Consider the following 22,279-nt stretch of genomic DNA (forward strand, 5'->3'; position numbering starts at 1 on the left):
CTTCAAGTCCAGAGATGCGAAAAACCAGAAACTTCCTATTTATATCACTTATCTATAGGTTCAAGATGGAAAAAACCCAAATATCTTGTCTTTTTCTCCTTAAGCCTTTATTATCAGTAAATTAGCAAAAAGAATATGAAGTCAGATTAATTACAGGGTGAGCGAGAATATGCAAATAAAAACGATAAAAAAGAATGACATTAAAATTGCCTCTGTCAATAGCGATGAGATACTTATAAGCGATGTTCAGTCAGCATTGGATTTTATGGCCACAGTCCAGTATGAGGCTGGGTGTAATCGCATTATATTGAATAAGCCGGCGATTGTTGAGGACTTTTTTCACTTAAGTACCAAAATTGCTGGTGAAATTCTACAGAAGTTTGTAAATTATCGCGTAAAATTTGCCATTATAGGTGATTTTTCTGCCTATACCAGTGTAAGCATGAAAGCCTTTATCCTTGAATGTAACCGAGGAAAAGATATTTTTTTCTTACCAGATGAAGAAAAGGCCGTCGAAAAATTAAGTACGGTTTAGTTTTGCACTCAAACTGGTAGATCGAGATGGTAATCAACTAATAAAGACATTATTCTTTTTGTTTAACGCACCAATTGAAAATTCCCTTAATATTGAAATCGAGAAAAGAAAAAAAACTTATGAGTGTTTGGTCATTCTGAGGAGGCCGGTGTTTTCACCGGACGACGTGAGAATCTCATCTTTTTCAATACCACAATTCAACACATAATAAAAGATGAATCATGAGATTGCCACGACCTCAACAAACCAGGTCTCGCAATGACGACTTAAAGTTTCTTCTCCCTCAATAAGAGAAGGTGAAGATGAGGGTGAAAGCCCAGGATCCGATATGTACCATGGTATGTAACTACAAAAAGCAGACGCAATAAATTACTCCCCCTACAATTCTTAAGGCTTTTGTAGAGGCTTGATTTATCAATTTTCGAATAGTTATACAGTACATGGTTTTTTTAAAAAGAACATATTCATGAAGTATCTTGGCAATAACAACTATTACTTTTTTGAAACATTATAATTTTAAAAAAGGAGGGGATAAATATATGGAAATTACCATCAAACCACTATCAAAAGAATTAATTATCGATTTTTTCTACTTCTTTGATGACATCGCATTTACGGACAATCCTGATTGGTCAGACTGTTTCTGCTGTTTCTACCATTTTGGTGGAAGTGATGAGGAGTGGATGAGGAGAACAGCGGAAGAGAATCGTCAAACTGCTGAAACGATGATTCAGACAGGAAAGATGAAAGGATATTTAGCCTATAAAAAAGAAAAACCAATTGGATGGTGCAATGCGAACGATAAAAAGAACTTTGCCAGGTTAACTAAAATAAAGGAAGTATGGGGAGAAAAAGAGGAAAGAATCTGTTCAATCGTATGTTTTCTCATTTCTCCAGGAAATAGAAAAATGGGAATTGCGAGCAGAATGCTGGAGCAAATATGTAAAGATTATGCATTATCTCAATATGATTATTTAGAGGCTTACCCAAGAAAAGGGAATTTATCCAGTGCTGAACAATATCATGGCCCAGCATCTATGTATCTTAAAGCTGGATTTGCCCTATATAGAGAACTTGAAGGATATGACATTATGAGGAAAAAATTAAGCGAATGATAATGGTACCAAATACTGTAAATTATATGTTTTACTGTCATTAGAACAACATTTGTTCAAAAATATACTTTTTTAAAGAAATATAAAATCCTATTGGAGAATAAGAAATGTTGCCACGGATAATTATTCATAATGCCATCAGTCTTGATGGGCGAATCGACTGGTTAAACTTTGATTTCGGTTTATTCTATGGATTCATCTCTCGTTGGAATGAAGATGCAAACATGGTCGGGAGCAATACACTTTTGAAAGGATTTGAAGAACTAAACCAAGATCAAAATGAAACCCCAGAAGAGATGGAGCCAGGCTCAAATGATCAAAGGCCATTACTGATTGTACCTGATAGCCAAGGAAGAATAAGAAGCTGTAAGCTTGTTTTAATACAGCCCTATTGGCGGGGAGTAGTAGTGTTATGCTCCGAAAAAACACCTAATGAATATTTGTATTATTTGAACGGATCAAGGATCGAATATCTCATGGTGGGGAAAGAGCATGTCAACTATAGGTCTGCTCTACAAAAGCTTTATGATCAATACCAGATTAAGACCATACGGTTAGATAGCTGTGGAACCCTCAATGGAATTCTTTTGAGGGAAGGATTGGTTGATGAAGTGAGCATCCTTATTAACCCAAGCCTGGTGGGTGGAACCACACCCCAATCATTTTTTAAGGCTTCAGACTTAACCAGCTATGAAGGGGTTATTAAGCTGAAGTTGTTAAGTGTAGAAAAAGTAACTGAGGATATCGTTTGGCTGCTCTATGAAGTAATAAAATGATCAAAATCCAGTTAATACTGGTTTCACAATGCCTGCATAGGTAGTAGTTTTCGTTAGTAGAGGTGTTACACTCCAATGCTTAAGCCAAGATTCGAAAAAAAAACAATATTTAACTTCTTTCGACTCTAAAGATCTTAGCCAATACTGTGGTAACCAAAAGAAAAACCAGGTCAATAAGATTACCAAAAAGGGAATCGATAAATTTTCGTCGACCTGTAATGATGTAAAATTCCTGGGGGATCGACAGAACCTCAAAGAGCTCATGATAAAACTAAAATAACTGCATCATTAAAACAAAATTGAATCCAATTCCCAATCAATTTTTAATAAAATCATGATATAATAACAAAAAAGGCCGTTTTTTTAAATGCATTTATAGAGCCAAATGAGCGAGTATTTAGCCTACCTATAAGGAATTGAAACTACCACTTGCTAATTTTCGGGAGATCCATTAGCAAGTATTTAGCCTACCTATAAGGAATTGAAACTAAACTGATTTTGGATATGTTCGAATTTCTTTAATTTCGTATTTAGCCTACCTATAAGGAATTGAAACTTTTTTTCACGCTCCTTTAATCTCATTAATTTTTATGTATTTAGCCTACCTATAAGGAATTGAAACCTTTATTGATCCTGTTTTGGATTACCAAAACAGGATGTATTTAGCCTACCTATAAGGAATTGAAACAAATAGTTTCGAGTAAAATCTTTCGTAACTGCGACAGTATTTAGCCTACCTATAAGGAATTGAAACTTCCATTGACCGGAGACGTAGCCAAGGGATTTGTCGAGTATTTAGCCTACCTATAAGGAATTGAAACTACGGTTTATTGCATCCCCACAAAAAATTGTTTTGAGTATTTAGCCTACCTATAAGGAATTGAAACTGAAATGCCCGGTTAATGCCGGGCATAAGGGTAAATAGTATTTAGCCTACCTATAAGGAATTGAAACTAACAGCGGTCTTCAAAGCCCCCGATTAAATAAGATCCGTATTTAGCCTACCTATAAGGAATTGAAACTCTTCTATTGGATAGACATCGATAAATTTTTCTTGTTGTATTTAGCCTACCTATAAGGAATTGAAACATCACATCGTCTTCGTCGAAATATTTCCCATGTTCTTGTATTTAGCCTACCTATAAGGAATTGAAACTTACCTATTCCGATGATGACTATACCGAAAAATCAATGTATTTAGCCTACCTATAAGGAATTGAAACTCGGATAGTCCGGCATTAAATTTCCTCCAGCTCGAGTATTTAGCCTACCTATAAGGAATTGAAACTAGGTACTCATTGGAAAAAACGTTGAAACACTGCATTGTATTTAGCCTACCTATAAGGAATTGAAACGTTCGTTTGGGTTATAAATACGGGCATAATTATCAACAGGTATTTAGCCTACCTATAAGGAATTGAAACAATACTTGCAATTCATCCCTTTTTAAGTTTTTTCGTAATATTTAGCCTACCTATAAGGAATTGAAACAATCTACTACATATTGTGGCATGAGATTGCACTAACATAGTATTTAGCCTACCTATAAGGAATTGAAACAGTGCTAAAATTCAACTGGAAAATGATATACTAGAGTATTTAGCCTACCTATAAGGAATTGAAACAATTATGCTGACTACTGCGGGGATATGGTCATTCGTGCGTATTTAGCCTACCTATAAGGAATTGAAACTTGGGATCATCGGTTTTATCTACCTTCTCGGTGTCGTATTTAGCCTACCTATAAGGAATTGAAACCCGGATATTTTGATAGTTGGGAAATAGCAACGGTAAGTATTTAGCCTACCTATAAGGAATTGAAGCCTCAATTATTATGAAATGAGGTGAAAGAATGGCAAGAAAATGTGATCAATGCAATGGAACTGGTCGCTGTAACCACTGTAAAGGATCGGGTAAGAAAAACTATCCAGGATATGGAAAGCCCAGTGATGATCCCTGCGTCTGGTGTAATGGGAGCGGAGTCTGCCAATGGTGTCGAGGGAGAGGTGAGCGTTGAAAGTTCCCAAAATATTTAATCAGAAGAGCTAAAAAGCCAGGATTGAGAGGAAAAAATTAGACCTCTTTCATAAGAGGCGAGGATCTTTATTTGGATTAAATCTTTTAATTTTCTTTACTATTATTGGTCGAGCAAAAATTTTTCTCCTAAGACAAATGGGTTGATTTTTTGCTCTTCCTGAGAACGCTTATCAATCAGAGCAAAACGCTTGGTGTTAAATACTCCATAATTATGAGCAATGTCAAGCAACCGCTCTATTATATATTGCATAGCAGTTGTCCCACCGGTAATGCAACCTTCAATACAATCATATTCACTTAGGAAGTGATCGATAGATGACTGGTTTCCATTTAGAGATTCAACTTTATGGTTTTTTAATTGGTTTACCGGAATAAAATCAGTATGAGCATCGCCTAACAATAAAGTAAATATATTTTGATCAAGAATTTTTTTACTTTTTCGAATTTCATTAAGAGCGGATGATAGTAGCGGTTGAGTTTCTTTAGAAAAAAGTATCAATAGATCATCAAATCGACTTAAAAGCGCTGCTGAATACAAAACTCCCGGCGATAACCCTAACGGAACAATGACTAATTTTTTCCGTACATTCAAAGGAAAAGTTTTAATTAAATCCTCCTTTAGCAAGCAAACGACCTTGGAGCAGAGTTCATTTACTTTATCTTTCTTCCCTTTAATTCCAATGGTTTGATCTTTAAAACCAGCATGAGCAAATTCATTCCTTTGGTTTCCAATTGAGCTCCAAAGATCACCGATTTCTTTGAGGACATTATCTGGTCCGATACCCTCTCGAGATCGCTTTGACATACCATTGAGAATTCTTCGAGCTCGCTCACGAGTTTTGTTGTATTCCAACCAATTTCCCATATTACGGGTTTTGATCAGCCAATTTATCATCAGTTCTCCCAAGATAATGAGACAATGGTCAGGATTTCCATGTCGGTTGTACCATTCGGCAATTTTATATTCTCGAAGCAACTCATCAGTATTGAGTTGAATTTGTTTTTTTTCTTTTAATTTTATAGTAAAATCTGCTAACTCTTCAGATATCTCACGGAAAACCAGAGCTAAGAGACCCTCAAAAGAACTTTTATCAGACTTAAAATCAACTTTTTGAAGAAGATGATTTACATCCAGACCCATTTCTAAGGGAAGACAGAAAGATGTTGAGAGACTCAGTTTTTGAAGCGGCTCTTTTAAATTAGAGAGCTTATAACCAACTTCTTTGTTGTTTTCACGCTGAAATATCCGAGAGGATTCTCGACAAGCAATTTCCCAAAGCGGTTGTATGCTGCCGGTTTCTCGGAAAGTCTGCACGGCATGGAACCAAAAAGCCATTGAGAAGAGGGGAGTGAGGTCTATAATGGGATTGGATTCTTTTCCTTCTTCAAAAGCTCCGTAGTAAATACCATCAATGCTGACATTTTTAAAGGCTCGCAAAAACAGAATTGAAACAAAGTAAACAAAAGGGAGACTTCGAAAAGAGTGGGTGACATCGAGAATGACGCGTTCGCCCTCTTTGACTATTTCAGTGAGAATAAGAACAATTTGAAAGATGGATTCTTCGTCTTCAGCATAGGGAATGGAAACCATTTCCAGGTTGTGGTAGCCGTATTGGTCGAACTGAGTTTGCAAATCCGAAAAGAATTGGGCGGTTGCTGGGGTAACTAAGAGTAAAAATTTTTCATCTTTTGGAATATCAAGTAGTTGAGCAAGGACCAAAGTTGAAAAACATCCTGAGCATTTTCTTTCTTGAAAGACGTAACAAGTTTCCTGGTACTTACCAGCTTTACCGATCGAGGTGACGATCATCTTTAAGCTTTAACTCCTTTATCTTGTTTGATTAAACTCCATCCGGTAGGCAGATAATGATTCTCCAGAGTATGTACTGTCCAACGGGTGGTAGGAAATTCCTGAACCGATTTGATTCTCCTCCAGTTACTTTTGTAAATTTCTTTTTCTTCGTTGGATAAAAAGTAGCCAATAGAATTAAAATAATAGGTTTTTCCAAAGCCAATTCTAAGCAGAGAACCTCCTTGTTTTATTTTATTCTTATTTTCGTTTAAAAGACGAGTATATTCCTGAACGAGTGATTTATTTTCTTCCAAATGTAGTTTCTGGTTTAATCGCTCAATTTCATCTATAAGGAGAAGGCGTGAATATTCCCAGATAGCCTTAAGAATGGTAGCTGTCCCTTTAGCAAAAAACTCCTTCCAATATTCAGGAATATTTGCTTTCTCGTAACCAGGCAAGATATTGATTTCAAATTTCATTTCAGTGCCTGGATAGAATCCTAAAAGAAGGGTGGGAATTGCACTTCTTGAGCCTCCTTTTCGTTCTAAAGCGTATACCCGAAGTGATTCTAGAGGGGATGGAGAGGTATCGGTTACCTGGAGAAAACGGAGGGCATCATTTTCAGGAAGATACTGAGACCGATAACCAGGTAAACAAAAAATATCTGAACCATAGTAGAGCTGACGAGGCGAATTGGGGAGATGGGGAGTTGCTCCATATCCCAATCTTCCATTATTTTGTTTTTTAATGTAGTCAAACATCAATGCAGTCCGAATGGCGCCTTTAATTGAGGACCCTGGTATGTAGGGTCTTCTTCCAGTTAAAGTAGGCAAAAAAAGTGACCAGCTTCGAAAAGTCATTGAATCGGGAAAAGCGAGGGGGAGAATTGCCTTAGAAAAATTATGAGGGGAAAGGTTGTGTTCTTCAAAAAAAATAGCCAGCGATCCCCGCTGAGAAGCAGCAATCGAAGCAATCTCTTTTACTAAATACCGTGTACTTTCACCCTGATCCATAAGCCATTGGTTTAGTTTTTCCTGATCAATGAAATAGATAACTCTTCTTATCCTGTCATGAATATAGTCGGTTATGGCAGATGCATTTTCTCCATTCCGGACACAAAGGGGAGTGAGGATTTGTAATGACAGCATCATAATTCTTGACCTCCTTTTCGTCCAAACGGCCATCCCATTGCCTTTCCATAAGCAATAGCTCTTTTATCAGAAAGCGGTGAAACCTCCAGATTCTTTCCCCAAAAAGGAATTTTAACTAATGATCCTTCTCCCAATACATAATGAGACTTCTTTCTTTTGCCAATTGGTTGATTCCAAAAGAGAAATCCTTCTCTTTTGAGTAGCTCATAGGATATAAGCTGATCCATTTCTTCTCGTCTGGGGACTGAAGAACTCAAGAGCATCATGATGGCACCTTTTTGAGGAAGAGGAAATAATTCATATTCCCAAGATGCAAAAGTTCCTTTTCCACTTGCTCGTTCTCCTCCTAAACCTTCTTCAATGAATAAATTAAGAGTCGAAATGAGATCGGCTGAAAGGGATCCTTCTATCAGGAAGAAAAGAAAAGGAGTAAGAGATCTATCTAACGTAATTTTTTGAGGACAAAATTCCATTTCCGCTTGGTAATAAAGATCAAGAGATTTTGCATTGGTTCGGCTAATTGGAACTTTTGGTTCCAAAGTAGTCCTGAAAAAATGACCATTTTCTTCATACCAGGAAATGCTTTCTTTAGAAGTGATACAAAGTTGTGGATTAAGAAGGTTAAATTGATCAGGATCGAGAAGATTAATCTGAAATATTTCTTTTTCTGCATCAAAAGTTTGAAAAATTTTCGACAATGCAGCAGCTGACAGCCAAGAAATTCGTTTCTGTTTCTTGCGCTGAGTTGGATCGGAAAGTTCAAGAAATCGACCCTTAGGTCGAGGGAAAAATAAAATATCCCGTTTCGCTTTTTCTTCTTGGACTCGTAAACCATAAAATACCGACGAAATGCACAGAGAATCCACTAAAGGAATAAAGCGTTCCTCCCCATGGAGCTTAATACCTACATTAACTAATGCTGAATAGAGGGTATCGGAATGAACCAGATCTTCTATCCGATCCATTCGCCCCTTTCCAATTCGCATTCGAAAGTTATCGGAAGGAATTAATTTTATCACTTGGAAGGTCACGGAGATCACCTCTCCAAGTGTGATAAAAGAGCTTGAATTAATTCGCTCGCGTCAAAATCAGTATCGGTTTTTTCGAGGAGAGTTATTGGAAGATTATTTCCCAGGTATTCCGATTTTCTTTTCAGTGAAAAAGTAAGATTCTGGAAACGAACCTTACCCGAACCTCGAGTGCCACTGCCACCTAAATACTCATCCTCGACCATCCTAATCCCCTTTATGAAGAAACGAATAATTTGGTCGATTTGATCCCGATCATTATCAAAGATATTTAAAACCATTTCAAAGTTAAAGTTTGTACCAGCTGGAACTCTTTCTAAAGTACGAGGATTTGAGGCGCTTCCTTTAATTCGGTCAATTATATTTTCCATTTTTTCTTCAGTAAAGACCTTTTCTTCAACGAGTGCAGGAAACTTTTTTTCGAAATCTTCAATATCAAACCAAGCATCGCGAACACACAAACGGCTTAAGGTTTTCTTATCATCATCTGATGAATGACTGCCAAAAAGGAGGCATACCAAACATTTTCCACAACCACAAGGGCCACCCTCATTACGCGTTCCTTTTTTACCTTCAGCCCGCTCCAGGGTACAGCGCATTTTTCCTTTTAATGAAGAACCAGGGATATAAGGGAAACCATTGACGGTTTTAATAACCGGATTGTCCATTCCACCAATTTCACCAGTTTCTCGAGATCCACCAATATGAAGACCAGTCTGAACTGCTATTTTTCCGTTAAGAAAGAGTTTTCCTAAAAATTGACTCATCGTACTCCCTCCCTAATTATTTGTTAGAATAATATTTATGATAAGCAACCATTGCTTCGGCGCATTTTTGGATACCTTTATAACCTGCCCGGTCTTCATTTGATTGTAAGGCTAATATGGAATCACTGAGAAAAGTAATGACTAATCCGACTGATTCTCGGACTCGGATGTCCTCTCGACCAACAATATAAGCTAATCGTGGGACAGCAAGTAGAAGCTCTCTTCCATCTTTTGCATTTTTTATGATTTCAAAAATTTTTCGTATTTTAGTTGAATTGACGTTTTTTGCCCGCTCTCTTATAAAATCTTTTAATTGCAGATTGAAAATTTTAAAATCATCCATACCCATTCGCTCAAACTGCAATACATTTTCAGGGTAATGAGCAGTTTTAAAAAATTCCTGGAGGGTTTTCCGCCACTGTTCTTCTGGTGAACTCTCTTTCCCATAACTTTGGTTGAAATTAGGTGCTTGTCTTCTTCCGGCACTCATATTCATTCTTGCCTTCCTCCTTTTTATAAATAGAAAACAATTTATATATTATTTTAAACCATGGCTTTTCTGGTTTTCATCTCGGCAAACCGGTTGGCAACCAAAATAAGACGAGGGTTCTTAATTTTTTGGTCTCTGAAAATATTGTTTAAAATAATTTCTTCTATCAGATCAGCGATTCCCCTATCATTTCGAAGATGATAGAGAAAATTCCAGATTGCTGGAGGTTTGATAATTTTTTGGTTGGATTGGTCTATGAGAGGATTAAAATCATTTAAAGAATTGGATATTTTATGAATCAATGCTCGGCTGGAATTGCCTTGGTTGATGGTATGGGCAATTTTTTCTCCCAATTCCCAGGCGATTTTCAACTCTGACCAAGTTAGAGTTTCATTGAAAATAGTCACTTTATCTTTAACAGTAGTATCTTCTCCTGGATAGAGATAGGTTTTCGAAGCGACAAGAGCTTCTTCTGCTAAAGAACCAGTCCGTATGACCGGATAATCATAGGGAACACACACAATTCCACCTGAAAGGGTATACATAGGGTTCTTGCCGGTATATTCTTGAAAGGATTCTCTTATTTTTCTGGCAAAGTCGACAGCAGCTTCCCAATTTCCTACTATAAATAAATCATCTCCACCCACAAAGACCGGATAAATTTTGGTTTGATCCGGATCGTACTTTCGAATAAGATGCACCAGGTAGAAATTAAAAAAGAGCTCAATTCGTCTCGAAAGAGTCCGAATGCGAGAAAACGAGGTAGCTTCTCTGGAACGTTCTTTCTCTTTGCTGGTGATATTAGAGAATAGTTTTCCCAGATTGTCAAGATCCATTTTAAGATAAGCAAGTCTGGGGCTTCCGGTTTTCTTATCGTTGTTCTCGGAATGAAGGCTGGTTAAAGCAATTTGATCAAAAGTCTTATTGGGGAAAGAAAAGCTTCCGGATAGGAATCCATCCAAGAGAGATTGATCTGGACCATGAAGGTCCATATTTTCCAACCGATAAATTTTCTCCTCAGTTTTAATTTTTGATAAAGAAGCTACAAAGCTAATTGTATATCCAAGTGAAGCAAAGAAATCAGAAACGGAAGAATGAGAAAACCGTTGATCTGGGGATACTCTTTTTTCAACAAGATATTTGGCATTTTTCAAGGTTTCAGTAAGTTCAACCAGTGTCCGGCAAATTGGGCAAAGAACTTCATCGTGATCAGAATAGGGAGTTCCTTTGCGCCCACATGAAATGCAATGTTCCCGTTCCTGAATTATTTCATTCTTTGGAACAAAGAGTTGATCATAGAGGTCTTCTTTGATTTCCCAAAAACGCCGCTGTTTTTCTTTAATCATCATATCGTGGAGTTTTTCAAGGGTGATCGGAAATGAAAAAATGCCTTCCAAGTTGGTTTTCACCGATGAAAGAGTAAAAGCAATTTCTCCCTGGTGGAGGTCCCAAAGTGTAGATGAAACCTTCTTTCGGATTTGAATCATTTTTTCTTCGCAGGAACAAGGCAGAAGGAGCTGGAAATTTCCTCCTCCCACATAGAGGATATTGGCTGGAGTTAACTGACATTGATCTAAAATATATTTTGCGATATATCGAGGAATGAGGTCTAAATATACCGATCGCCCTTTGAGGCTTCGAGCTGCTTTTTTTGATGGAATATTAAAAATGAAATTTTGTGTTCCGGAAAGATCACCCTCAACAACTAAAAAAATATCTTTAAAACCGATAGCACCATCTTTCTGCTCAATCCATTTTTTAATTTCTTGGAAATCGTTGGTTTCAAGAAGGTCTTGCTTCCAATCAATATAAAGAGCATGAGCAAGAGCTGCGGTGACCCGTGAATGGTCGTAAAGCGATATATCAGTTTTAAATCGCGTGGTTTGGGCTGGAATAGAGGAGAAATAAATTTCAAGGATTCCTATAAGTTTTTCAAGAGAATCAACCATTGGAAAATCGGTTAGCATCTGATCCATAAGTAATTTATAATTTGTGGTTTCTACTGTGTCTTTTGTGGTGGGCATAAGCGTTTCATAGTCAAGGGGTTTTAAGGAGTAATAAAGAGGCTTTGAATTTTCACCATTTTGAGAAAAAATTGAAAGGAGGGGGACTTTGTAATACATCTGAAGATTTTCTTCATCTTCTTCCCATTCTTCATCTGAAATCCAATCTGCTATCTGGAGAATGAGTTCTTCTGGAGTACGAGGATTGTGATGGAAAAGGACGAGTTTCTCAACTTCTTTAGTGAAAAGGTCTTTTAATCGTGGATTTAAAAAAGAGCTTTGGGCACTCCTGAGGGTTTGGATTAAAAAAGCTGAATATTTGGCATGCGCATGGTTTACTTTCTCTTTACGGAGCTTTTCAGGTAAATCGAAATAACGGCATCTTTCAAGAGCTTTTCCAACATCATGAAGTAAAGCTCCAAGGACGAATTGTTCTCCATTCATTGACGTCCCTCCTTGAAGAATTTAACAACTTTTATTGTTTATTATACATATAAATATATATTAAGTAAAAATATAAAAATTTAAAAAATATATTATTTTATTTGATTTAGGATATACTAAAAAAGGGTTGTAGGATATGCATTTATCAGGTGATATGAATATTTTTCATCTATTGGTGATCGTATTAATTTAATTTTATAGCTATCTACGATTCAAAAAAATGTAACTAACCTTGATTTTTCCTACTTGGATATAGAATGAGTTTCTATCTCAGTTATTATTCATAAATGTTAATTGCTGTACCGAATGAATATTATTTGTTAAAATATTTTATGTTTTTATTGATTTAAGTGAAGAAGGAGGGAATATTCACTGAGAATTAAAATTAATTTACAATCTCAACACCCAATTTCCTTGCCTATTCATCACAATACTCACCTTCAGGGTTTTATATATTCTAATCTCAATGATGGCTTAGCAGATATGCTTCACAGCCAAGGGTATCAATTAGGCAATAGGAACTTCAAATTGTTTACCTTTTCTCGTCTGATGGGGAAAATGAGTTTTAATCCAGAAAAAGATTTCACTTTTTATCCCCCAGTTTCCTTGATTATTTCCTCACCAAAAGTCAATATTTTAGAGAATTTAGCCCAATATTTAGTTAGGAAGAAGGAGCTATTTTTAGGAAAAAATAAAGTATGGGCTGAAAGTATAGAAGTCATGGTCGATAAAAAGCTAACTTCTGAAGTAAAAATCATAATGACTTCACCAATAGTTATGTATAGCACTTTGTATCGTCATGATGGGAAAAAGAAAACCTACTATTATAATCCTTGGGAAAAAGAATTTTCGGAGAAGCTTCGCGACAATCTACTTAAAAAATTTACCCTCATAAGTGATACAAACCCCAGTCAAGACTACCAATTCCACATCACTCCTTTGCTTGTAAACAAAAGCCATGAAAAGATCATATTTTATAAACAAACCGTCATTCATGGTTGGATGGGGCAATACCAGCTATCAGGGAGTCCAGAACTAATAGGAGTTGGTTACAACGCTGGGTTAGGATGCAAAAATTCAGCCGGGTTCGGGTGTTTTGAGATTCAATGAGGAAGGAGGTGAGAAGTCATGCTCGAAACCATTAAAGAATTAGGTGAATGGAATATCAATGAAGAAGAAAAAGAAATTCTTTCAGTTTTAGTTGAAAACCCATTTCCGCAGCAACAACCAAAAAAGGAATATGTTTTTTTGGCGATATGTATTCAAAATCAGCTCTTTGAAAAGGTAATTATTGAAGAATTCGAACCAAGTAGAGTCATGAAATATCTCTACCGCAAAGGAGCGGCAAACGGTCCTGATTTTACTCCCTGTGCAAAACTAACCCATCCAAGAAAAACTTGGAATATGAAAATCCGTGGATGGTTTGAAAAAGTCCAAAAGAACCAAATTGATTTAGAAACCGAAGATATATATTTCATTACTTATATCCTCAAAGAAATGCAAGATAAAGAGCCTCTCATTTTATCCGAAGTAGAAAGATTAACCCAAGGATTTACTGCAAAAACCAATTGCCTCATTTCAATAAAGATTGATGGGAAATATATTGGCGAGTACTCATTATTTAAAAAAATGTTGCTCAGGCTGGTTAATGAAAAATTCGATACAATATCTACTTCTAATCAAACCTGTTCTATCTGCGGAAATATTCGAGAAAAGGTATATGGAAATGCTAGCTCTTATGCCTTTTATACAATTGATAAACCTGGTTTTATTGTGGGGGGATTTGAAGAACAATTATCCTGGAGAAACTTCCCACTTTGTTCAGAATGCATATTAGCCATTGAGGAAGGTAAAAAATACCTTCAACAGAATTTGATGTTTAACTTTTATGGACTTCAGTATTTTTTAATACCACGATTCCTTTTGGGTAAGAATTTTGTTAAAAGTGAAACATTACAAGCACTAAAAGGAAATCGAACCATATCTCTATCGAATATAGAACGAAAAAAATTCCTTATAACCGAAGATGATATCCTTGATGTCTTGGTCAATGAAAATGATGTTTTAAATTTTAGTTTTTTGTTCCTTCGAAAGTCACAATCAGCCGAGAGAATTCTTCTGGTTATTGAAGATGTTTTTCCTTCCCGATTAAAAAGAATTTTTGAAGCTAAAAAAAGAGTAGATCAGCTATTTGACGACGAAAATTACAATTTTTCTTTTATCAGGCAATTTTTTGGAAAAACTGAACCTGAAAAGAAAAACGCTGATCTTAATGGCTATTTTTTGAACATCATTGATTCGGTTTTTACTGCAAAGCTTATTAATAAAACATTTTTATATCGTTTTTTCATGAAAGATGTTCGAAGAGCATTTCAACGGGATGAATATTTTTCTCTAATAACCAAAAAAGCTTTGTGTAACTTAATATTTTTTCAATATTTGAAGATTATTTCCTTTGATTGGAATGGAGTTGAATGTCTGATGGGTCAAAATCAATCTATTGATAATTTGTTTGATAAATATGGGGAATTTATGCGTGACTCCGTCAAGAGAGGAATCGTTTTAACCGGAGTTTTAACCGAGTTGTTGCTTAGAAAGCAATATCACGACCGGAAAGCCAAGCCTTTTATGAAAAATCTCAAGGGACTTCGAATGAATGAAAAAGATATTCGAGGCCTTATTCCCAAGGTTCAAAACAAGCTCAGTGAGTATGATTCTTTCGATCAAGGAAAAAGAATGATTGCAACTTTGGCAACTGAATATTTAATGAGTGGAGGAGATGATTGGAATATGTCAGTTGATGAAATCAATTTTTTCTTTGCAGCTGGCATGAATTTAACTAGTGAAGTTGCAAAAATCATTTATCAAAAAGAATTACCCGAGGAGGTACAAGAAAATGACCCAACCAATCAATAATCGTTCGGAAATTTTATTTCTTTATGATGTAAGCTGGGGCAATCCCAATGGTGACCCGGTTGATGAAAACAAACCACGAATTGATGAAGAGACTAGTCGTAACATTGTAACCGACGTGAGGTTGAAGAGAACCGTAAGAGATTACCTTCATGATTACCGAGGTTTGGATATTTTTATTAAAGAAATACGAGATGACAATAAAAAATTGGTTACCAAAGAAAATAGAATGGAAAAATTCAAAAATCAAAATGAAGAAGTGATCAAACAATGCATCGATATCCGACTTTTCGGAGCAACAATAGCTATTAAAGATTTTACCTTAGCACTAACTGGACCGGTGCAATTCAAATTTGGAAAATCGCTCCACCGAGTAGTGCCAGCATTTGTCAAGGGAACAACTGTTATGCCTTCTGGTGAAGATAGAGCCCAAGGTACTTTTACCGAACGATATGTTCTTCCCTATTCCTTGATTGCTTTTTACGGTGTAGTCAATGAAAAAGCTGCTCAAAACCAAGGATATTCTTTGGCAACTGATCAGGATATTCAACTTTTATTAGAAGCTTTATGGAATGGAACAAAAAATCTTATTTCAGTTTCAAAAGCTGAGCATCAGCCCCGAATGCTTATATGGATACAGTATCAGTCTGACAAATATCACATTGGTGAGCTTGACAATATGATTCAATTTGTCCATGAAAAACGTGATGAAGAAATTCGCTCCATAAAAGAGGGGACAATAGAAATCAATCAATTAGCTCAGGTTTTGCAAAAGAGAAAAAATGAAATACATACTATTGGTTATCAAATTGATGATCAAATCAAATTAACTATTAACGGAGAAAATACCACCTTTCCAGAAGTATTTTCTGACTATCCCCTTAAACCATTTCATTTTTAAATGGAGTAGGATATGAAATATTTAGCCTTTGACATTTATGGGGACTATGCTCATTTCAAGAAATTCTATACTACCTCATCTCCGTTAACCTTTTCTTTTCCGCCTCCACCAACTATTGGAGGCATGATAGCTGCTATTTGTGGAATTGATAAAAAAAATTATTTAGATATTTTATCATTTGATAAATGTCAATATGCAATTCGTATTCTAAGTCCAATTCAAAAAGTACGCATGGGCCTAAATCATATCAACACCAAGGGAAATGCTTGGCAGTTGATAAGCAAGAAGAATCATGAACCAAGAACGCAGATTCGTACCGAATTCCTAAAGTCTCCAAGATATCGAATTTATTTTTCTCATGATGAAAATGAAATTTATCAAAAAGTTCGTTCCCATATTTGTAACCACTGGACCTATTACACCTTTTCGCTTGGTCTTTCGGAATTGATAGGAGATTATTCTTGGGTTGGAGAATTTGAAGGAAAGGTAATAAGCTTTGAAGACCATTTTTCAATAGATTCGGTTATTCCAATTGCTCAAATCAATCTTAGTGAAATGAAAATTGAAGAAGGAAAAAGATATTTTCGTGAAAGAATACCGGTTTATATGGATAATAATCGGATAGTTAAAAGTTATGAAGAAGTGTTATTTGAGTCAAATGGGAATAATCTCACATTTAAAAAAGGAAAGTGTAATGAATTAGAGAATGGAGAAAAAATTGTTACCTTCTCAACTTTATTCTCATCCCGGGAAACTTCTTGAAGAACATTTAATTTCAACACAAAAGCTAATCGTTCATTATTTAAGTGAAATGCCTGACGATTTGGCAGAATCAGCTTTAGGAATAACTGCCAAAATCGTCGGGTTAACTCATGACTTAGGAAAAGCTACTGACTTTTTTCAAAAACATTTAAAAGGTGAGCGAGTTCCTAAAAAGCTGTCACGTCATTCGCTATTTTCCGCTTTGATAACCTACCATATACTCAAAGAACAATTCCAAAATAATGAAATGCCTATGCTGGGTTATATGACAGTACTACGCCATCATGGAGACCTCGAAAATCCTGAAACGGAAGCTTACCTTGAAGATGAAGAAATAGATTTGGTTAAAAAACAGATTGACAATATCGACCAGGAAAAATGGTCAATTCTAATTGACAACCTCTATAAATATGGTCTTCCGACCATTCCTACTGTTTATTGTCTTATGATAAACCCAGTAGTATGATGTTTTAGACCCATCGAGTGCACCAAATAAATCCACTAGGTGCATACGTTAACTCCATAGCTATATATGACGGTTTAAATGAACCACAATAGCTATAAGCCCACTTTTCCGAATCATGAGTTTTACTGTTCTGAGAATAGTACTCTTTGATGGGTAGTTTGAAGGAACAAGATTAAGATTTCTATAGAACACCAGATGCCGAGGCTGTGGAGAGCGTGAACAACGTGTTTTGGTCGTCCACGAAGCGGAGGGTTGTCCACAAGAGGTCGGTACTATCCATCAGCCTCTTTAACCGGCAGACATAAATACACTCTTAATTACTTAGTTCTGGCTCAATTTTTAATCCCATGTCGTTCCCTCATTGACACTTTGCCGTCAATAAGGATGGTATAGGAATCATGGACAATACGATCAAGAATGGCATCTGCTAGTGTATCTTCGCCGATCTTTTCATGCCACCCACGTGGAGCAAATTGGGTGCAAAAAATAGTAGAAGCATTCTGATGTCTTGCTTCAACGATCTCAAGGAGATCCATTGCCTGGGTGTCTTTAAGTGGAGTTAAGAGCCATTCATCCAAAATGAGTAAGCCAACCTTTTTGTACTTCTTCATCACCATCTGATAGACACCTTCACCTCGAGCCACTGCCAGTTCATCCAGAAGATCCGGTAGTCGGATATACTTAACGGTATAATAGTTGCGACAAGCCGCCATACCAAAAGCACAGGCAACATAAGATTTCCCGTTTCCAGAGGCACCCATGATGATGAGGTTGCGTTTCTCCTGGATGTAAGCGCACCCAGATAGCCGTAGGATTTGTGCCTTATCTAGTTTCCTGTCGGCATGGTATTCAATATCTTCAATGCTAGCCTGAGGATAGCGGAAATCTGCTTTTTTAATGAGATGGAGCAGTTTATTGCTTCTGCGTTTAGCCCATTCCACATCAACAAGAATACCAACCCGTTCTTCAAACGATAGCTCCTGATATTTCTCATCAGACAGTTGGCGTTTGAAAGCATCCGCCATAGCGGAGAGTCGCATGTCATGCAGCTTGTTCATGGTCGTAGAATTAATCATTGTCTTTTCCTCCATAGTAGCCGGCACCCCGGACAAATCCGTAGATGTTGGGATTGTCTTTTGTCGCTTTTTGTCGATCTGATTGGACTGATATTCTATCCTGACCGGTTTTGAGGATGGTCTGGATGATTTTGAAACTCGGACTGGGCGTGTAACAAAGTGCCCGCTGGCACGCTTCTTCAAAGCGGGATAAAGAATACTTGTCAGCGAGTTTCATAAGCGATGTACAAGAACGGTAACCTTGTTTCTCAACTCTTGATGCTGACAAAAGAGCATTCACCACAATGACGGCATGAGGTCCAATGGAAGCAGCCCAATTCCTAAAATGATCAGCATTTACAGCCAGGTACTGTTTATGTTTCTCTGGCATGTGATCCGGTACCGTGACAATCTGGCCTTCCTGACCGCGAATCCGAATATGGGAAGCAATGCGATGATTGTGGTAAAAAACTTCAACAGTTTTGCTGGTTATACGTACCTCCACTTGATGCCGGATGTACTCATAGGGCACTGAGTAGTGATTTTTATCCACAATTATGTGATAATCGTACTGTACGGACGCCGTTGACCAGGTGGCAAGCTCGTATGGGGAAGTAGGCAAAGGCAAAAGCAGTGCTTTTTCCTCTTCTAGGAAGGCGCTTTTCCTGCTTCCCGGCTTCTTTTGAAAAGGTTTCTGGTTGAATTCTTCCAGCTTAAGACGGATGGCGCTATTCAGTTCGTGTAATGAAAAGAACTGTTGGTTTCGCAAAGAGGCAATGATCCAGGTGGAAATAATACCCACCGTACTTTCGGCATGGGGCTTGTCTTTGGGGCGCCTGACTCGGGCTGGAATGACTGCTGTCCCGTAATGCTCGGCCATTTCTTGATAGGTTCTATTAATCTTGGGATCTGGTCGAGAGGCTTTATCTACACTGGTTTTTAAATTGTCTGGCACGAGGATTCTGGCCACTCCACCAAAGTATTTGAACGCATGAACATGAGCATTGACCCAGCTTTCCATATCCATTGACAGGAAGGCTTCTACATAGGCATACTGGCTGCAAGATAGGCTCGCTACGAAGATATAGGCTGGAATAAGTTCACCGGTTAGATTATCAACAATAAAACCAGTCTTTCCAGCCCAGTCCACTTCCAGCATTTCACCGGGTTTGCGCTTAATGCGCATAGTGGCTTTGGTGGTATTGGCATACTTATGATAATACCGACAGAATTGGCTGTACATGAGTGGGATTTCACCATTGAAGCGGCATTGTTCATGGTACTCATGCCACAACAAACTTAAGGTGACACCACTTTTGGCCATTTCTTTATGAACATATTCGCAATCCGGTATTTTTCGATTGGACTGACTCCTTTTTTCCGGAAAAAGGAGTTCCTGAAGATCTGCATCCGACATGTTTTTATCGAAAGGCCATGAAATCTCATGCCTTTCTGCCCGTTCAACCACATTACGGATTGTGGTCCGTGAGCACTGGCAACTGGCAGCAATGCCACGTTGACTCACACCTTGGCTGTGAAGCCGAAGAATTTCTCGATACTTGATCATTTATTTGATCAGCCTCCTAATGAAGATTTACACTTTACAGTGTATTTCCTCATTATATGTCAGGTGGATCTCTCCATGACCAAGGTGGGCCTATTTGATACTCATGGTGGACCTTTTTGAGTATACGAGTGGGTCTATCCCAAAATATTACTCATTCCTACTCTCCAGAATTTGAAGAACTGGGTTCATTCTTTTCCTACTTTAATGAAGGAAGAGCGGAGAAAATGGAGGAAAACGAATAACATCAAAATATATTTTTTTGCCAATCTACTTTTTTCTCTTCTCATAGATGGGGATAAAACCGAAGTAGTAATAAAATCTGGTCTTCCGTCAAGAAATCTAACCATTCCATTTAGTACCATCCAAAAATATCGAGAAAGATTCCATATTCATGAAGCAAGTGCATTGAATCAAATGCGGGAACGAGCTTTCCAAGAAGCAATAAATATCAATCAATCAATTGAAAATCCACTATTCTCATTAAATTTACCAACCGGAATGGGGAAGACAATCGCAGCTCTTGCCTTTGCTTTTAAACTTAGAGAGAAGATTCATCAGCAATCAGGACTGCTTCCTCGAATTATTTATGCCCTTCCATTCTTAAGTATTATAGATCAATGTGCGGAAGTGATTGAAGAGATATTGTCTTTTGAATTCCCAGACTTGGATAGCAGCTTATTCCTTAAACACCATCACTTATCAGGTATAAGCTATATAAAACCCGATGAATATTTTGAGCCAGATGAAGCAAAAATATTGATTGAAGGCTGGAATGCTGAGATCGTTCTTACAACTTTTGTACAAATATTTCATACTTTGATTGGGTATAGAAATCAGTCTCTACGTAAATTCCACCGACTTTGCCCTTCAATAATAATATTGGATGAAGTTCAAAGTATACCGGTTAAATTTTGGGGAGCAGTGAACAAGGTTTTAAAGGACTGGTGTAATTTAAGTCATTCATATGTATTATTAGTTACGGCCACTGAGCCTCTTTTATTTGAACCATCACAATTAATTACATTGGTGGAAAAAAACCATTATTTTAAAAATTTAGATCGAGTAAGGATCTATATTCATAAACAAGAGTCAACTTTAGAAGAATTCGTTGAAAACCTGCCCAAGGACATCAGGGGGAGAACACTTTTTGTTTTCAATACAATTTCTTCAGCGCGTCAAGCTCACCAATTAATAGAAAATCATTATCAAAAATCGATTGAATTTTTATCGAGTCATGTTGTTCCCCAGCAAAGATTAGAGAGAATAAAAGCAATTCGCAACGGTGAATCTTCAATAGTGGTTTCAACTCAATTAATCGAAGCCGGAGTGGATATTGATTTTGATATAGTCTATCGAGATTTTGCCCCCCTTGATTCTTTAAATCAAACTGCAGGAAGATGCAACAGAAATAGTTTAAATAACAAGGGAGAAATGCATTTGATTTTTTTGCTCAACGAAAAAAATAAATTGTACGCTAATTCAATATACGATCGAATTTTATTAGGTGCAACTCGAGAGGTCCTTGACTCTCAAGATTTTATCGAAGAAAAGGATTTTTTAGGCTTGGTAGATAGCTATTATAGAACAATTTGTCAAAGAAAAAGTAAAAAAGAATCGGAAAGTTACTTAAATGCTTTAAGCAAGCTCCGATACCAACTTGCTGCTGATGATGAAAAATCAATTAAGGACTTTGAACTAATAGAGGAGGATTTTCCAAGATTCGATGTTTTTATTGAGATAAATGATGAAGCCAAAAAATTATGGGAAACCTATCTTTCTCTAAAAGAGATTGGGGAGGTATATAAACGCCGACTTGAGTTTCAAAAAATAAAGAATCGATTCTATCATTATGTTATTGCAGTTCCTTTTACAATTCAAAACCAACCACCACTTGTTTATGGATTTGGATATATAAGCCAGTCGTCTCTTGATAGCTTTTATGATTCCAAAACTGGCTATAAAATTCAAGGAGATATTTTCCTTTGGTAAAAATTAATGGAACTATGATTAATTATTATTCAATATGTCACCGTTCGGTATGGTATCTCATTCATGGATTAGAAGCTGCCCAGGACCATCCTTTTTTGGAAATTGGTCGCTTTATTACTCAAGAATCATTTGCTCGTTCAAAAAAAGAGGTCGTTTTTGATAATTTAAAAATTGATTTAGTAAAAAAAGAAAATAATGATGTTGTAGTAGCAGAGATTAAAAAGTCCTCTAAAGCCAAAAAGACTGCCCAACTTCAATTAGCTTACTATCTTTATCGTTTAAAAGAAATTGGAATAACAGCACGAGGAGAGTTGCTATTCCCCAAAGAAAAGAAAAGGGAAAAAATGGTTTTATCTGAGGAACTTGAGAATATGCTAAAAACTACTATTCTGGAAATTGAAAAGATTTCAAATATGGAAAAACCACCAGAATTGAAAAAGATACCTTATTGTCGAAATTGTGCTTATCGAGATTTTTGTTGGTGTTAA

Annotated in this window: 20 protein-coding genes and 1 CRISPR repeat array; of the genes, 12 read left to right on the top strand and 8 right to left on the bottom strand. The window is 36.7% G+C overall.

The features are described from left to right. Positions 1-169 precede the first annotated feature (169 nt). The 4 genes from RT761_RS09150 (at position 170) to RT761_RS09165 (ending at position 4,462) form a co-directional block, all read left to right on the top strand. Positions 170-535, top strand: coding sequence for a DUF4180 domain-containing protein (locus RT761_RS09150; protein WP_218111119.1), 366 nt, complete (start codon positions 170-172; stop codon positions 533-535). A 539-nt stretch (positions 536-1,074) separates the two neighbouring features. Further along, the gene (locus tag RT761_RS09155; protein ID WP_218111120.1) at positions 1,075-1,650 is read left to right on the top strand and encodes a GNAT family N-acetyltransferase; all 576 of its coding nucleotides are present in this window, start codon (positions 1,075-1,077) and stop codon (positions 1,648-1,650) included. A 107-nt stretch (positions 1,651-1,757) separates the two neighbouring features. Continuing rightward, a complete protein-coding gene (locus tag RT761_RS09160) occupies positions 1,758-2,426 on the top strand; it encodes a dihydrofolate reductase family protein (RefSeq protein ID WP_218111121.1) in 669 nt (222 codons plus the stop codon). Positions 2,427-2,819: 393 nt separating this feature from the next. After that, positions 2,820-4,250: a CRISPR direct-repeat array (repeat unit 30 nt; unit sequence GTATTTAGCCTACCTATAAGGAATTGAAAC). A 20-nt stretch (positions 4,251-4,270) separates the two neighbouring features. After that, on the top strand, positions 4,271-4,462 hold the full coding sequence (locus RT761_RS09165; RefSeq protein ID WP_218111122.1) for a hypothetical protein: 192 nt from the start codon (positions 4,271-4,273) through the stop codon (positions 4,460-4,462). Between the two features lie 101 nt (positions 4,463-4,563). Here the strand turns inward: RT761_RS09165 and csx2 are convergent, their stop codons facing one another. The 6 genes from csx2 to cas10 are packed head-to-tail and all read right to left on the bottom strand — an operon-like array spanning position 4,564 to position 12,138. Continuing rightward, on the bottom strand, positions 4,564-6,273 hold the full coding sequence (csx2, locus tag RT761_RS09170; RefSeq protein ID WP_218111123.1) for a TIGR02221 family CRISPR-associated protein: 1,710 nt from the start codon (positions 6,271-6,273) through the stop codon (positions 4,564-4,566). A 2-nt stretch (positions 6,274-6,275) separates the two neighbouring features. Then, positions 6,276-7,406, bottom strand: coding sequence for a type III-A CRISPR-associated RAMP protein Csm5 (csm5, locus tag RT761_RS09175; RefSeq protein WP_218111124.1), 1,131 nt, complete (start codon positions 7,404-7,406; stop codon positions 6,276-6,278). Next, entirely contained in the window at positions 7,403-8,437 is a 1,035-nt protein-coding gene (gene csm4 / locus RT761_RS09180; RefSeq protein ID WP_218111125.1) for a type III-A CRISPR-associated RAMP protein Csm4, read from the bottom strand. Before csm4 ends, csm5 begins: the two co-directional genes overlap by 4 nt. Positions 8,438-8,442: 5 nt before the next feature. Continuing rightward, complete coding sequence (gene csm3 / locus RT761_RS09185; RefSeq protein ID WP_218111126.1) at positions 8,443-9,201, bottom strand: type III-A CRISPR-associated RAMP protein Csm3; 759 nt, start codon at positions 9,199-9,201, stop codon at positions 8,443-8,445. 16 nt (positions 9,202-9,217) lie between these two features. Continuing rightward, a complete protein-coding gene (csm2, locus tag RT761_RS09190) occupies positions 9,218-9,697 on the bottom strand; it encodes a type III-A CRISPR-associated protein Csm2 (RefSeq protein ID WP_218111127.1) in 480 nt (159 codons plus the stop codon). A 47-nt stretch (positions 9,698-9,744) separates the two neighbouring features. Further along, entirely contained in the window at positions 9,745-12,138 is a 2,394-nt protein-coding gene (gene cas10 / locus RT761_RS09195; protein WP_218111128.1) for a type III-A CRISPR-associated protein Cas10/Csm1, read from the bottom strand. A gap of 414 nt (positions 12,139-12,552) precedes the next feature. Between cas10 and cas6 the strand changes: the two genes are divergently transcribed. From cas6 to RT761_RS09220, 5 genes are read left to right on the top strand one after another with little or no spacing between them, the layout of a single operon-like run. Further along, complete coding sequence (gene cas6, locus RT761_RS09200; RefSeq protein ID WP_343073745.1) at positions 12,553-13,248, top strand: CRISPR-associated endoribonuclease Cas6; 696 nt, start codon at positions 12,553-12,555, stop codon at positions 13,246-13,248. 18 nt (positions 13,249-13,266) lie between these two features. Next, positions 13,267-15,054 (top strand): TIGR02556 family CRISPR-associated protein, encoded by a 1,788-nt coding sequence (locus tag RT761_RS09205; RefSeq protein WP_218111130.1) that lies wholly within the window; start codon positions 13,267-13,269, stop codon positions 15,052-15,054. Further along, positions 15,035-15,952, top strand: coding sequence for a type I-B CRISPR-associated protein Cas7/Csh2 (gene cas7b / locus RT761_RS09210; RefSeq protein ID WP_218111131.1), 918 nt, complete (start codon positions 15,035-15,037; stop codon positions 15,950-15,952). The genes RT761_RS09205 and cas7b overlap by 20 nt, the downstream gene beginning before the upstream one ends. A 12-nt stretch (positions 15,953-15,964) precedes the next feature. Beyond that, entirely contained in the window at positions 15,965-16,714 is a 750-nt protein-coding gene (gene cas5b, locus RT761_RS09215) for a type I-B CRISPR-associated protein Cas5b (RefSeq protein WP_218111132.1), read from the top strand. Then, the gene (locus RT761_RS09220; RefSeq protein WP_218111133.1) at positions 16,671-17,180 is read left to right on the top strand and encodes a CRISPR-associated endonuclease Cas3''; all 510 of its coding nucleotides are present in this window, start codon (positions 16,671-16,673) and stop codon (positions 17,178-17,180) included. Before cas5b ends, RT761_RS09220 begins: the two co-directional genes overlap by 44 nt. Before the next feature lie 332 nt (positions 17,181-17,512). On the opposite strand, the gene istB is transcribed toward RT761_RS09220, so the two are convergent. Together istB and istA are read right to left on the bottom strand one after the other, a co-directional pair. Beyond that, on the bottom strand, positions 17,513-18,256 hold the full coding sequence (gene istB / locus RT761_RS09225) for an IS21-like element helper ATPase IstB (protein ID WP_218110943.1): 744 nt from the start codon (positions 18,254-18,256) through the stop codon (positions 17,513-17,515). Further along, positions 18,249-19,802, bottom strand: coding sequence for an IS21 family transposase (gene istA / locus RT761_RS09230; protein WP_218110944.1), 1,554 nt, complete (start codon positions 19,800-19,802; stop codon positions 18,249-18,251). Before istA ends, istB begins: the two co-directional genes overlap by 8 nt. A gap of 116 nt (positions 19,803-19,918) precedes the next feature. Here istA and RT761_RS14185 point away from each other — a divergent pair, with 116 nt between their 5' ends. From RT761_RS14185 to cas4, 3 genes are all read left to right on the top strand, one after another. Further along, positions 19,919-20,044 (top strand): hypothetical protein, encoded by a 126-nt coding sequence (locus RT761_RS14185; protein WP_281387960.1) that lies wholly within the window; start codon positions 19,919-19,921, stop codon positions 20,042-20,044. Between the two features lie 172 nt (positions 20,045-20,216). Continuing rightward, positions 20,217-21,791: a CRISPR-associated helicase Cas3' gene (cas3, locus tag RT761_RS09235; RefSeq protein WP_246465341.1), complete on the top strand. Its 1,575-nt coding sequence runs from the start codon at positions 20,217-20,219 to the stop codon at positions 21,789-21,791. Beyond that, entirely contained in the window at positions 21,785-22,279 is a 495-nt protein-coding gene (gene cas4 / locus RT761_RS09240; RefSeq protein WP_218111135.1) for a CRISPR-associated protein Cas4, read from the top strand. The genes cas3 and cas4 overlap by 7 nt, the downstream gene beginning before the upstream one ends.

The sequence above is a fragment of the Atribacter laminatus genome (genome assembly GCF_015775515.1).
Taxonomy (GTDB): domain Bacteria; phylum Atribacterota; class Atribacteria; order Atribacterales; family Atribacteraceae; genus Atribacter; species Atribacter laminatus.